At 71.2% G+C, this 13257-nt stretch carries 11 protein-coding genes and 1 pseudogene; 3 read left to right on the forward strand and 9 right to left on the reverse strand.

Going from position 1 to position 13257, the window contains the following annotated elements; all coding sequences use genetic code 11:
• From AB0958_RS16700 to pgsA, 5 genes and pseudogenes are all read right to left on the reverse strand, one after another.
• Nucleotides 1-76, reverse strand: a pseudogene (locus AB0958_RS16700) (D-tyrosyl-tRNA(Tyr) deacylase); the annotation flags it as partial.
• 48 nt (nucleotides 77-124) lie between these two features.
• Nucleotides 125-676, reverse strand: coding sequence for a hypothetical protein (locus AB0958_RS16705; RefSeq protein WP_366891164.1), 552 nt, complete (start codon nucleotides 674-676; stop codon nucleotides 125-127).
• Between the two features lie 122 nt (nucleotides 677-798).
• The gene (locus AB0958_RS16710) at nucleotides 799-2004 is read right to left on the reverse strand and encodes a glycosyltransferase family 4 protein (protein ID WP_366891165.1); all 1206 of its coding nucleotides are present in this window, start codon (nucleotides 2002-2004) and stop codon (nucleotides 799-801) included.
• Complete coding sequence (locus AB0958_RS16715; protein WP_366891166.1) at nucleotides 2001-2909, reverse strand: phosphatidylinositol mannoside acyltransferase; 909 nt, start codon at nucleotides 2907-2909, stop codon at nucleotides 2001-2003. Before AB0958_RS16715 ends, AB0958_RS16710 begins: the two co-directional genes overlap by 4 nt.
• Nucleotides 2906-3583, reverse strand: a complete 678-nt coding sequence (pgsA, locus tag AB0958_RS16720; RefSeq protein WP_366891167.1) for a phosphatidylinositol phosphate synthase — start codon at nucleotides 3581-3583, stop codon at nucleotides 2906-2908. The genes AB0958_RS16715 and pgsA overlap by 4 nt, the downstream gene beginning before the upstream one ends.
• A 277-nt stretch (nucleotides 3584-3860) precedes the next feature.
• Between pgsA and AB0958_RS16725 the strand changes: the two genes are divergently transcribed.
• Nucleotides 3861-6059 (forward strand): elongation factor G-like protein EF-G2, encoded by a 2199-nt coding sequence (locus AB0958_RS16725; RefSeq protein ID WP_366891168.1) that lies wholly within the window; start codon nucleotides 3861-3863, stop codon nucleotides 6057-6059.
• A 161-nt stretch (nucleotides 6060-6220) separates the two neighbouring features.
• The gene (locus AB0958_RS16730) at nucleotides 6221-7864 is read left to right on the forward strand and encodes a hypothetical protein (RefSeq protein ID WP_366891169.1); all 1644 of its coding nucleotides are present in this window, start codon (nucleotides 6221-6223) and stop codon (nucleotides 7862-7864) included.
• A gap of 21 nt (nucleotides 7865-7885) precedes the next feature.
• On the opposite strand, the gene AB0958_RS16735 is transcribed toward AB0958_RS16730, so the two are convergent.
• The gene (locus tag AB0958_RS16735; RefSeq protein ID WP_132889249.1) at nucleotides 7886-8446 is read right to left on the reverse strand and encodes an HIT domain-containing protein; all 561 of its coding nucleotides are present in this window, start codon (nucleotides 8444-8446) and stop codon (nucleotides 7886-7888) included.
• 67 nt (nucleotides 8447-8513) lie between these two features.
• Between AB0958_RS16735 and AB0958_RS16740 the strand changes: the two genes are divergently transcribed.
• Entirely contained in the window at nucleotides 8514-9173 is a 660-nt protein-coding gene (locus AB0958_RS16740; RefSeq protein WP_366891170.1) for a potassium channel family protein, read from the forward strand.
• Between the two features lie 29 nt (nucleotides 9174-9202).
• Here the strand turns inward: AB0958_RS16740 and thrS are convergent, their stop codons facing one another.
• The 3 genes from thrS to AB0958_RS16755 form a co-directional block, all read right to left on the reverse strand.
• Nucleotides 9203-11179 carry a threonine--tRNA ligase gene (gene thrS / locus AB0958_RS16745; RefSeq protein WP_366891171.1) on the reverse strand — a complete coding sequence of 659 codons (1977 nt, stop codon included), beginning with the start codon at nucleotides 11177-11179 and terminating at the stop codon, nucleotides 9203-9205.
• A gap of 146 nt (nucleotides 11180-11325) precedes the next feature.
• The gene (locus AB0958_RS16750) at nucleotides 11326-12561 is read right to left on the reverse strand and encodes a hypothetical protein (RefSeq protein WP_366891172.1); all 1236 of its coding nucleotides are present in this window, start codon (nucleotides 12559-12561) and stop codon (nucleotides 11326-11328) included.
• Nucleotides 12558-13124, reverse strand: a complete 567-nt coding sequence (locus tag AB0958_RS16755; RefSeq protein WP_366891173.1) for a DUF4365 domain-containing protein — start codon at nucleotides 13122-13124, stop codon at nucleotides 12558-12560. Before AB0958_RS16755 ends, AB0958_RS16750 begins: the two co-directional genes overlap by 4 nt.
• Between the last annotated feature and the right edge of the window lie 133 nt (nucleotides 13125-13257).

Consider the following 13257-nt stretch of genomic DNA (forward strand, 5'->3'; position numbering starts at 1 on the left):
TCGTGTCCGTGTGGGTCACCCCCACCAGCACGCACAGCCCCTCGCCCTCGATCGCGCCCACCGTCTCGCCGTCCACGACGACACTGGCACCGTCCTTCTCCCACGGAGATCCATCAGAAGGGCCCTAGACCGCGCGCTCTGCCAGGGCCGCGGGCGGCTCGTCGTCCATCTCGAAGGCCATGGGGAACGGTGCGTGTCCGGCCAGCCGGAACCAGCGGACCTTGCGGTGTTCGCGCAGCCTGCGGGCCGCGCCGACGGCGTCGTTGTGGAACCGGCGGGCCATCGGCACCCGGCGCACGGCCTCCCCCAGTTCGGTCGCCGCCGCCTCACCGCCGGGCGCCTCGCGGACCGCCTCCACCTGCTGCGGCTCCTCGAAGACCGCGCGCAACGCCTGGCTCAGCTCGCTCTCGGCGACCTCCCGCTGCTCCTCCTCGGCCTGCCGGGCGGCGTGCGCGGCCTCGTAGAGCACGATCGAGGCGGCCGGGTCCAGCACCCCCGAGGTGGCCAGCTCCTGGGCGACGGAGGCGCGCCGCAGCAGCTGGGCGTCCAGGGCGGCACGCGCGGCGTCGATCCGCGAGTGCAGCCGGTCGAGCCGGCCCGCGGTCCAGCTCAGATAGAGGCCGACCACAACGAGGGCGGCGATAACACAGAGGGTCCAGACGAGGGAAGCGCTCACGAGCGGAACGCTATAGGAAGCGCCCGCCGAAGCGCCCCGAAAGGGGCGCGAGGAACTGCGCGACCAGCCACGACGGCGCCGCAGCTGTCAGACGGCACATCGCGCCCCTCCCGGCGTGGCACTCAGTCCCGCGCCAGCCCGAACCGTGCCCGCAGCCCCGGGCGTTCGTCCGCCGCCACCGCCGCCGCTCCCGCGGTCACCGTCTCGTAGACGGAGAGGATGTCCGCGCCGACCGTCGACCAGTCGAACCGGCGCACGTGGGCGCTGCCGCGCTCGCGCAGCTCCGCCCGGCGCTCCGGGTTCTCCAGCAGCCGTACCGCCGCCTGGGCCAGCGCGTCGGCGTCCTCGTTGGCGAAGAGCTCGCCGGCCGCTCCCTGGTCCAGGACCTGGGCGAAGGCGTCGAGGTCGGAGGCGAGGACGGGGGCGCCCGCGGAGAGGGCCTCCACCAGGATGATGCCGAAGCTCTCGCCGCCGGTGTTGGGCGCGACGTACAGGTCGAGGCTGCGCAGGAAGCGGGCCTTGTCCTCGTCGCTGATCATGCCGAGGAACTCGACGCGGGAGCGCAGCTCGGCGGGCAGGGACTCCACCGCGGCCTCCTGGTCGCCGCGGCCGGCCACCAGGAGCCTGGTCCCCGGGCGGGCGGCGAGGATCGCGGGGAGGGCCTTCATCAGCACCGGCAGACCCTTGCGGGGCTCGTCGATGCGGCCGATGAAGCCGATGGTGCCGCCCTCCCGTCCCCCACCACCCTCGACCGCGCTTCGCGCCCCTCCCGATTGCCACTCGGGGCGCGGCTCGGCCCTGGCGAAGAAGTCGACGTCGACGCCGTTGGGGATGACGACCGCGTCGCCGCCCAGGTGCTCGACGAGGGTGCGGCGGGCGTACTCGCTGACCGCGATCCGGGCGCTGATCTTCTCCAGGGCGGCCTGGAGGATCGAGTACGCGGCGATCATCGCGCGGGAACGCGGATTGGAGGTGTGGAAGGTCGCCACCATCGGGCCCTGCGCCGCCCAGCAGGTCAGCAGGCCGAGGGAGGGCGAGGTCGGCTCGTGGATGTGGACCACGTCGAACGCGCCCTCGTGCAGCCAGCGGCGCACCCGCGTGGCGGACAGCAGGCCGAAGTTGAGCCGGGCCACCGAGCCGTTGTAGGGCACCGGGACCGCACGGCCCGCCGAGACGACGTAGGGCGGCAGCGGGGTGTCGTCGTCGGCGGGGGCCAGCACGGAGACGTCGTGGCCGAGGCGGATGAAGTACTCGGCCAGGTCACGGATGTGGAACTGGACGCCACCGGGGACGTCCCAGGAGTACGGGCAGACGATGCCGATCCTCACGACGGTCCCTTCGCGGGGTCGAGGTCGGCGAGCCACAGCCGCTGGAGCATGTGCCAGTCCTCCGGATGGTCGGCGATCCCGGTGGCGAAGGCGTCGGCCAGCGCCTGTGTCATGACAGACGTCTTCGCGGTCCGGTCACCTGACTCGGGCACCTCGATCGGGGCGTGGACGCGCCCCTTCATGACGGGGGTGTCGTCGTACCAGAGCGTCACGGGGAGCAGGTGGGCGCCGGTCTGCTGGGCGAGCAGGGCCGGGCCCGCGGGCATCCTGGCGGTGGCACCGAAGAAGTCGACCTCGACGCCGGACTCGGACAGGTCGCGGTCGGCGACCAGGCAGACCAGGCCGCCGTCGCGGAGCCTGCGGGCCAGGGTGCCGAAGGCGGAGCCGCCGCTGTGCGGGAGGACCTCCATGCCGAGGCCCTCGCGGTAGGCGACGAACCGGTCGTAGAGGGTCTCCGGCTTGAGTCGTTCGGCGACCGTGGTGAACGGGGTCTTCAGCTCGGTGGTGACCCAGGCGCCCGCAAGGTCCCAGTTGGCGAGATGCGGCAGCGCGATGATCACGCCCCGGCCGGAGGCGAGGCCGTCGGTGAGGTGGTGGAGGTCCTTGGGCGCGAACCCGGTCCGGACGCGCTGCTCGCTCCAGGCCGGGAGCCGGAAGGACTCCATCCAGTAGCGCAGGTACGACCGCATGCCCGCCCGGGAGAGTTCGCGCAGCCGCTCCGGGCCCGCGTCGTGCAGCACGCGCGCGTAGTTCGATTCGAGCCGTCGCACGCCCTTGCCGCGCCGCTTCCAGGCGAGGTCCGCGAGGGAGTCGCCGAGGCGTACCGCGACGGGCTCGGGCAGCTTCTTGACGGTGCCCCAGCCCATTCCGTACAGGGCGTCGGTGAGCCGCTCCGCGGCGGTCACTGGGTGGCCTCCGTGCCGTGCGAGGCCCGCTCGCCCTCGGCCGCCGCCTCCGCCTCGGCGGACTCGCGACGCACAGTGACGACCCGCTGCACCAGGGTGACCAGGCTGCCCACGGCGACGATCCACAGGGCGATCGGGAGCAGGATCTGGATGCCCGGGACGCCGAACTTGTGGAATCCGGCCAGACCGGCCGCCACCAGCGAGATGACCAGCCGCTCGGCGCGCTCCACGAGCCCGTTGACCGCGACCGGCAGTCCGATGGACTCGCCGCGCGCCTTGGTGTACGACACCACCTGCCCGCTGGCCAGGCAGAAGATCGAGACCGCGCACAGGACGTCGTTGTCGCCGTTGCCCGCGTACCAGAGGGCGAAGCCGCCGAAGATCGCGCCGTCGGCGACCCGGTCCAGGGTGGAGTCGAGGAAGGCGCCCCAGCGGCTGGTGCGGCCCAGCTGGCGGGCCATGTTGCCGTCGACCAGGTCCGAGAACACGAACAGCGTGATCACGATCGTGCCCCAGAAGAACTCGCCCCGGGGGAAGAAGACCAGTGCGCCCGCGACCACTCCGGCCGTGCCGAGGAGCGTGACCGTGTCCGGGCTCACGCCCCGACGGATGAGAAACGCGGCGAACGGTGTGAGGACACGCGTGAAGAATGCACGCGCGTACTTGTTCAGCATGGCCTTCCCGACGGTCGTTGCGCCGTGCGGCCCCTGCTGGCCACCCCGGCTGGCCCATCGTAGCCACGCGCGCGTGAGTGCGACGGGCGGGCACTCTCGGACGGCCCCGGCGGTCAGGACCGCGGGGGCCGTGCGGGCACGATCGCGTCCTTCGTATGGACGCACCGTGACGGGAGTGGAAAGCTCGAATAACCGCGGGCGTCATCGGAGCCGCCACCGCACGCGGCCCGGCCTGCCCGCGCCCACAGAGACCTCACCGTGCACGGGAGGCAAAACCATGGGCGACAAGGTCAAGGAACACCCCGGAGCCGCCGGCAGGGCTACGGCGGCCGACCACCCCGCGTCCGTACGGAATGTGGTGCTGGTCGGCCACTCCGGAGCGGGCAAGACGACATTGGTGGAGGCTCTCGCGCTGACCGCGGGAGCGGTGAACCGGGCGGGCCGCGTGGAGGACGGCGGCACCGTCTCGGACTACGACGACATCGAGCACCGGCAGCAACGCTCCGTACAGCTGTCGCTGGTGCCGGTCGACTGGAACGGAATCAAGATCAACATCCTGGACACCCCGGGGTACGCCGACTTCGTCGGCGAGCTGAGGGCCGGTCTGCGCGCGGCGGACGCGGCCCTCTTCGTCGTCTCCGCCTCCGACGGGGTGGACGGCTCGACCCGGATGGTGTGGGAGGAGTGCGCGGCCGTCGGGATGCCGCGGGCGATCGTCGTCACGCACCTGGAGGCCGCCCGCGCGGACTTCGAGGAGATGACCCGGGTGTGCGCCGAGGCCTTCGGCGGCGACGACCCCGACGCCGTGCTCCCGCTGTACCTGCCGCTGCACGGGCCGCAGGGCCCGGACGGGCACGCGCCGGTGACCGGTCTGGTCGGGCTGCTCACGCAGAAGCTGTTCGACTACTCCTCCGGGGAGCGCAAGGAGTCCGAGCCCGGGCCCGACCGGCTCCCGGACATCGACGAGGCCCGCAACCGGCTCATCGAGGGGATCATCGCGGAGAGCGAGGACGAGACGCTCATGGACCGCTATCTGGGCGGCGAGCAGATCGACCTCAAGACGCTGATCGAGGATCTGGAGCGGGCCGTCGCCCGCGGCACCTTCTTCCCCGTCCTGGCCGCCGCCCCCGCGGCCGAGGGCGCCCGCCAGGGGCTCGGCACGGTGGAACTGCTGGAACTGGTCACAGGCGGCTTCCCGACGCCGTTCGAGCACCCCACACCGGGGGTCACCACGGTCGACGGCGAGCCGCGCGAGATCAAGCCGTGCGACACCGCCGGTCCGCTGGTCGCCGAGGTGGTGAAGACCGCCTCCGACCCCTACGTCGGCCGGGTCTCGCTGGTGCGGGTCTTCTCCGGCACCCTGCGCCCCGACGAGACGGTGCACGTCTCCGGGCACGGGCTGGCCGACCGCGGCCATGAGGACCACGACGTCGACGAGAAGATCGGCGCCCTGTCCACCCCGTTCGGCAAACAGCAGCGGCCGGTCACCCACGTCATCGCCGGTGACCTGGCCTGCGTCGCCAAGCTCGGCCGCGCGGAGACCGGCGACACCCTCTCGGCCAAGGACGACCCGCTGCTCATGGAGCCGTGGGAGATGCCCGACCCGCTGCTGCCGCTCGCCATCGAGGCGCACAGCAAGGCCGACGAGGACAAGCTCTCGCAGGGACTCGCCCGGCTGGTCGCCGAGGACCCGACCATGCGGCTGGAACAGAACCAGGACACCCACCAGGTGGTGCTGTGGTGCCTCGGCGAGGCGCACGCGGACGTCGCCCTGGAGCGGCTGCGCAGCCGCTACGGCGTCCAGGTCGACGTCGTACCGCACAAGGTGTCGCTCCGGGAGACCTTCGCCGGCAAGTCCGCCGGACGCGGCCGGCACGTCAAACAGTCGGGCGGGCACGGGCAGTTCGCGATCTGCGAGATCGAGGTGGAACCACTGCCCGGCGGCTCGGGCATCGAGTTCGTCGACAAGGTGGTCGGCGGCGCGGTGCCCCGGCAGTTCATCCCGTCGGTGGAGAAGGGCATCAGGGCGCAGGCCGCCAAGGGCGTCGCCGCCGGCTACCCGTTGGTCGACGTACGGGTGACCCTGCTCGACGGCAAGGCGCACTCGGTGGACTCCTCCGACGCCGCCTTCCAGACGGCCGGCGCGCTGGCGCTGCGGGAGGCGGCCGCGGACGCCAGGATCCATCTGCTGGAACCGGTGGCCGAGGTGTCCGTGCTGGTCGCCGACGACTACGTGGGCGCGGTGATGAGCGACCTGTCCGGGCGGCGCGGCCGGGTGCTGGGCACCGAGCAGACCGGCGGCGGGCGCACCCTCGTCAAGGCCGAGGTGCCCGAGTTCGAGATCGGCCGGTACGCGGTCGACCTGCGCTCCCTCTCGCACGGCACGGCCCGCTTCAGCCGCTCCTACGCGCGGCACGAGGCGATGCCGCCGCAGGTCGCCGAGAAGATCCGCGAACAGGTGAAGGCGGCCTCGTAAATCGGCCGCACGATCGACAACAGGGTGTTCGGCGGGCGGTTTCGGCCGTCCGCCGACGGCCGTCGGTGGCTGGGGATACTCTGAGTACTTGATCAACAGGTGTGCGGAGTACGGAAGTCGGGAAGGCCGCAGGAGCGGGACGGCGGCAAGTGGGGGCGGGAATGAGCTTCGAGGACTTCTTCGGGCCACAGGTGCCGAGGCCGGGCGGCGAGGCGCAGGCCCCGACCTATGCCCTGGCGTCGGCGGCCTACCGGGACACACCCATGGAGGAGATCAAGAAGGCCGACAACGAATGGCACAGGTCCACCGTCAACGCCGGCCGCAAGTGGGCGAAGATCTTCCGGCCGAACTTCGGTGAGGCGTACTCGCAGGCGATCATCGACCGCATGCTGGGCGTCGGCCGCAAGCCGCTCATCCAGTCCTTCGGCAGCGAACCCCAGGTGGTCGTCGAGCACTGCCTCGCCGCCAACCGCATCCGCAAGGAGCGCGACCAGCGGCTGACCGCCGTCATGTTCGTGTGCGGTGTGCTGTTCCTGCCCGGGCTGCTGCTCTTCCTGCTCGTCTTCCAGCTCCGGGCGACCATGCTCAAGGCGGACGACAAGCGGGTCTCCGGGCTCGGCAGCGCGCTGCTGGCCGCCGTCGGCGTCCTCGCGGTGCTGTTCCTGATCAAGGTGCCCTTCGGCGGCTTCTGGGGGTGGTACGCGCGCGGCTGCGTGGTGCTCCCCGTCGTCGGCTGGTACCTGGCCAAACGGCTGTGCGAGCGGACCGCGCAGGACCTGCGCGCCGCCTGGGGCGGGCTGCTGTCCGGGGGCAGCGTCGGCGCGAAGGTGCCCGAGGCCGTGCCGACCAGCCCCGACCAGGCCGCCGCCGAGCAACTGCGGCAGTCGCTGGCCAGGCTCAGCGCCGAGCAGCAGTCCAACTCGGTCTTCTACGCCGGCCCCAAGGGCATACTCGGCATGGGCACCCGCTGGGGCTCCTGGCACCTCGCGGAGGAACTGGTCCCGCTCGACCCGGTCAAGGGCGTCCACGAGTTCCGGGCCTGGACGGTCGTCCGGGAGATCGAGAAGGAACTGAGCGTGCTGCACCGGCAGCACCTGAAGACCGGCGGTTTCCCGGAACCCCAGGTCAGACACTGGATCGTCACCCATGTCGGGGAGGGCGCCAAGGAGGTGTCCCGGCCCGAGGGCACCGACTACAAGGTGGGACCCAAGGACGTCGAGGACATCTGCAACAACAACCACTTCGACAAGGGCGACCGGCACTACCTGGGCGTGCAGTGGCCGCACCTGTGGAACGGCGAACTGATCATCACGATGATGGCCACCGTGACCGTGCTCAAGGAGACCCTGCGGATCGACGTGACCGGACACGCCCTCGGTCCGGTCAACGGCCTGTTCAGCGTCAAGCCCGAGGCGCCCACGAAGACGGTCGCCAAGACCGTGCGGTTCTGGGAGACGCGGACCGTCAAGCTGCCGCTGGTCACCCCGGACGAGGTGGTCCGGCTGAGCGCGCGGGCCACCGTCAGCTGGTATCCGCCGCTGCTGAAGTGGCTCGGCGGATCGATAGGTCTGCCCGAGCCGTTCGGTCTGCGGCACGCGTGGGCCGACCAGCCCTGGAAGCACCGCTTCATGGCCGACGACGCGTTGCGCGCGGCCACGCCGATACTGCGGGCCGTGCACCGGGCGGCGCTGCGGGTGCTCAAGGAGCACGACGTCGACATCGACAAGTTCAGCAGCCGCGCGTCGGTGCTCAGCGGGTCGGTGCAGGACGCCGCGCCGAAGAAGGCGGACACGTACGACGCGTAGCGAGCGGGGCGGGGGCAGGGGTCAGCTCGCCGGCCATGCCTCCGCCAGCATCGTGCGGGTGTCCGCCAGCAACTGCGGGAGCACCCGGGTGTGGCCCACCACCGGCATGAAGTTCGTGTCGCCGCCCCAGCGCGGGACGATGTGCTGGTGCAGGTGGGCGGCGATGCCCGCGCCCGCCACCGTGCCCTGGTTCATGCCGATGTTGAAGCCGTGGGCGCCGGACGCGGTGCGCAGCGCGGTCATGGCCTGCTTGGTCAGCTCGGCGAGCTCCACGGTCTCCGGCCCGGTCAGGTCCGTGTAGTCGGCGACATGGCGGTACGGGACCGTCATCAGGTGTCCGCCGTTGTACGGGTAGAGGTTGAGCACCGCGTAGACGTGCTCACCGCGCCGGACGATCAGTCCGTCCTCGTCCGACTTGGCCGGGATCGAGCAGAAGGGGCAGCCGTCGTCGGCGCCTGGGCCGGTCGGCTTGTTCTCACCCTGGATGTAGGCCATCCGGTGGGGCGTCCACAGGCGCTGGAACGCGTCCTGCGTCCCCACTCCGATCTGCTGTTCCGGCTCACTCGTCATGCTAGGCAGCATATGGCTTCGCCCGTTCGCGGCGTGTCGCCGGGGCCGGGCCGAGGCGTTCGGCGGCGAAGCTGGGCGGATGGACGACGACAGCCGGCTGGCGGACTGGGAACGGCGGACCGATCTGCCGCTCGTCATCGCGTCGCTGGTCTTCCTGGGCGCGTACGCGGTGCACGTCCTGCTGCCGGGGCTCCCCGGGGCCGCGCATGCCTTCTTCCTGTCGTTGATGTACGCGGCCTGGGCGGTGTTCGCCGTCGACTACGCGGTGCGCTGGCGGCTCAGTGGCGAGGGACCGGGGTTCGTACGGCGGCACTGGCTGGACACCGTCGTCGTGGCGCTGCCCCTGTTGCGCCCGGTGCAGGTCGTACGGACCTACGAGTCGATCCAGCGTCGGCGCGGTGAGCCCCGGCTGGCGCTGCACGCGCGCGTGGCGGCCTATTCGGCGTTGTCGATCTCGCTGCTGGGGTTCTCCGGCGCGCTCGCCGTCTACCAGGCCGAACGCGCGGCCCCGAACGCCACGATCCGCACCTTCGGCGACTCCCTCTGGTGGACCTGTTCGACCCTCTCCACCGTCGGTTACGGCGACTACGTCCCGGTCACCACCCTGGGGCGGTTCATCGCCGTGGGGCTGATGGCCTGCGGCCTGGCGCTGCTGGGTACGGTCACGGGCTCGTTCTCGTCCTGGATGCTCCAGCGGTTCTCGCTGGGCGAGGAGGACGACAGGCCCCCGGAGAGCTGATCCCCGGGGGCCCGCGCGACCGGCCGGGATCAGACCTGGGTCCGCTCCTCGACGACCTTCACGATCTTGGCGATGGCCTCGTCGAACGGGATGCCGTTCTCCTGCGAGCCGTCGCGGTAGCGGAAGGAGACCGAACCGGCCGCCATGTCCTCGTCGCCCGCGATGACCATGAAGGGCACCTTCTGCTTCTGGGCGTTGCGGATCTTCTTCTGCATCCGGTCCGAGGAGGCGTCGACCTCGACCCGCAGGCCCTTCTTCTTCGCCTCGGCGGCGAACTTGTGCAGGTAGTCGACGTGCGCGTCCCCGATCGGGATGCCCACCGCCTGGACCGGCGCGAGCCAGGCCGGGAAGGCGCCCGCGTAGTGCTCCAGGAGGACCGCGAAGAACCGCTCGATGGAGCCGAACAGGGCGCGGTGGATCATCACCGGGCGCTGCTTGGAGCCGTCGGCGGAGGTGTACTCCAGGTCGAAGCGCTCGGGCAGGTTGAAGTCCAGCTGGACGGTCGACATCTGCCAGGTGCGGCCGATGGCGTCCTTGGCCTGCACGGAGATCTTCGGGCCGTAGAAGGCGGCGCCGCCCGGGTCGGGGACGAGCGGGAGGCCCTGCTTCTCGGCGACCGCGCGGAGCGTCTCGGTGGCCTCCTCCCAGACCTCGTCGGAGCCGACGAACTTCTCCGGGTCCTTGGTGGACAGCTCCAGGTAGAAGTCGGTGAGGCCGTAGTCGCGCAGCAGGTTCAGGACGAAGGTGAGCGTCTTGTCGAGCTCCTCCGCCATCTGCTCCTTGGTGCAGTAGATGTGCGCGTCGTCCTGGGTGAAGCCGCGGGCCCGGGTCAGGCCGTGCACGACACCGGACTTCTCGTACCGGTACACGGTCCCGAACTCGAAGAGGCGCAGCGGCAGTTCACGGTAGGAGCGGCCGCGCGCGTCGAAGATCAGGTTGTGCATCGGGCAGTTCATGGGCTTGAGGTAGTAGTCCACGCCCTCGTCGAGCTGCATGGGCGGGTACATGCCGTCGGCGTACCAGTCCAGGTGCCCGGAGGTCTCGAAGAGCTTCCCCTTGGTGGCGTGCGGGGTGTAGACGAACTCGTAGCCCTCCTCCTCGTGCCGGCGGCGCGAGTAGTCCTCCATCACGCGGCGGACGATGCCGCCCTTGGGGTGGAAGACGGCGAGGCCGGAGCCGATCTGCTCCGGGATGGAGAACAGGTCGAGTTCGTTGCCCAGCTTGCGGTGGTCGCGCTTCTCGGCCTCGGCGAGGAAGTCCAGGTACGCCTTCAGCTCGTCCTTGGACGGCCAGGCGGTGCCGTAGATGCGCTGGAGCATGGGGTTCTTCTCGCTGCCGCGCCAGTAGGCCGCCGCGTTGCGCATCAGCTTGAACGCCGGGATCAGGCGGGTGGAGGGCAGGTGGGGACCGCGGCAGAGGTCCTTCCAGCACAGCTCGCCGGTCTTGGCGTCCAGGTTGTCGTAGATCGTCAGCTCACCGGCGCCGACCTCGACGTCCGCGCCGTCGTCCGAGGAGGCCGAGCCCTTCAGGCCGATCAGTTCGAGCTTGTACGGCTCGTCCGCCAGCTCCTCGCGGGCCGCCTCGTCGGTCACCACGCGGCGCGAGAAGCGCTGGCCGCGCTTCTGGATCTCCTGCATCTTCTTCTCGATGGCCTTGAGATCCTCGGGCGTGAACGGCTTCTCGACGTCGAAGTCGTAGTAGAAGCCGTCCTTGACCGGCGGGCCGATGCCCAGCTTGGCCTCCGGGAAGATCTCCTGGACGGCCTGCGCCATGACGTGCGCGGTGGAGTGCCGCAGGATGTTGAGACCGTCCTCGGAGGAGATCTCCACCGGCTCCACGACCTCGCCCTCGGCGGGCGCGTACGCGAGGTCCTTGAGCTCCCCGGCCACCCGGGCGGCGATGACCGCACGCTCGCCGGCGAAGAGCTCGGCGGCCGTAGTGCCCGTCGTCACCACGCGCTCTTCCCGCTCGGAATCGCGTTGGATGATCACACGGACGTCTGACACCGGTCTCTCCTGACTGAAGGCGGATGCGGGCGCCGTACCAGGAGCGCGCGCAATACCGGATCGTACCGACCCGGCCCCGCCGACCGAAAAACGATTACCGACCGTGCAACGATTACCGACAGTGCGCCGTCAGTCGCAGTCGTCCGTCAGTCGCAGTCGTCCCCGGTGCAGGCCTCCTCGAAGAAGTCCAGATTCTCCTGAAGCGACTTCATCAGGCTGTCCCGCTCCTCGTCGTCCACCTGTACGGGCACGACCCCCGAGGCCCGGGACAGCCGCCGGAAGCCGCCCCGGCTCTCCAGCCGGCCGTGCACGCGCACCGGGAGTCCGACGAGGTGGGCCTGGCCGGCGATCCGGTAGTCCTCCTCGTCGAGGGTGACCCGCACGTACGGCACCTCGGCGCCGGCGATCACCCGCAGCCGTACCGCGCCCTCGCCGCGCGGCTCCGAGCGGCGCATCCGGACCACGGTTCCGGTGACCCGGACCGCGACGGAGGGTTCGTCGCGCAGGTAGCGGGCGCCGGCCTCACGGAGCACGGGCAGGTCGCCGGGTGAGAACTCCACGGGGTCCAGGGCCGACGCGCAGTCCTCGGGGACTCCGGCGCCCGGCGCCCAGTCCACCGAGACGCGGGCGCCTTCGGTGCCGCGCACGAGCGTGACGAGGGCGTCGGTGAGTTCACGGCTGACACCGGCCTCGACGGCGCCGTCGAAGGCGTCCATGCCGCCGGTGGCCCGTTGGTAGTCGATGGCCTCGCGGGCGGCGTACAGGGCCTGGTGGAGGCGTACGGCGAGCGGGCGGCCGGTACCCACGGGCACGAACGCGGTCAGGCCGCGGCCGCCCTCCGCCGAACCGACCAGCACGGACTCCAGTATGGCCGCGGCGGCCCGCTTGTGCCGGGCGCCGTAGTAACCGGCACGCGCGCGGGTGGCGAGCGCGCCGGCCAGCAGGATCCCCCGGGCGGCGGTGCGCAGCTGCTCCTCGGCGGTCCAGGACGCGGCGTCCGCGGGGCCGTTCGGCACGTCCCGCCACCAGCGGATCTCGTCGCTGGGCACGGCGAGCCCGACCAGTACCTCGCGGGCCGCGGGCGTCCCGCTGCGCACCAGCGCGGTGAGCGCCTCGCCGAGCAGGTCGTCGCTGTCCGGGAAGGCGCGGCTCTCGGGGACCAGCAGGCTGGTGCCGGTGCCGCCCGGCCCGGGTGGGGTCCAGCGGCCGTAGCGCCCCGGCGCTCCCCCGCGCCGTACCCAGCCGTGCCGGCGCAGCAGGGCGCCGAGCACCGCGGGGTCGACCTCGGCGGGCTCGGGGGGACGGTCCCAGTGGGGCCGGTGGAGATCGTCGGGATGCGGCCTGACCTCCCGCAGCGGCTCCTCGTACGGACGGTGCCTCATGGTCTGCCTCCCGTCCCGACCCGCGTCATGATCTCGCAGAGCGCCCGGTCGTCGAAGATGTGCGAGGTCGGGACCCGCACGGTGGTCCGGTGCCGGCCGGTGACCGGGTGTCCCGCCAGGTTGACCCAGTAGCAGCAGTGCCGCAGGTCGAGCCGGTCGTGGCTGGCGCGCAGCCAGTCGTCCTGGGACCGCGGCACCAGCATCACCACGAGGATCTTGTGCACCGACACCGGTGTGCGGGCGAGCTTGCGCAGGTGGTCGTTGTCGAGCGTGAAGGAGAAGAAACGTCCCGGCGGATGGGGGGCGATCTGGTACGTGCACTTGAGCTGCACCTTGATGGTCACCTCGTCGTCGACGGTGTGACCGGGCGAGCCGTGGCTGACGTGCCAGTCGATGCCGTTGTCCGGGAACGGCTGCGACAGCGAGCAGCCGGCCGCCGCCGCGACGGCGTGCAGATATCCCACCTGCAGTGTCTCCATGCAGGCGGTGGTGGCGAGTGTGCCGCGAAGGGGGCCCGTACGTTCGGGCAGCAGCCCGCCCCGTTCGGGCTGCGCTATCGCCATGACCAACAGCCTTCCCAGCCAAGGAGTTCCCCGTGGCGGGCCGCTGAACTGCAAAGACCCGCACTCCTGTTGTGTCCTTCCGGCGTACGTCGCAAACGGCCCGGGTATCACCAAACAGGCAGAAGACGGAACG

The sequence above is a fragment of the Streptomyces sp. NPDC006655 genome, from assembly GCF_040703965.1.
In the GTDB taxonomy this organism is placed as follows: domain Bacteria; phylum Actinomycetota; class Actinomycetes; order Streptomycetales; family Streptomycetaceae; genus Streptomyces.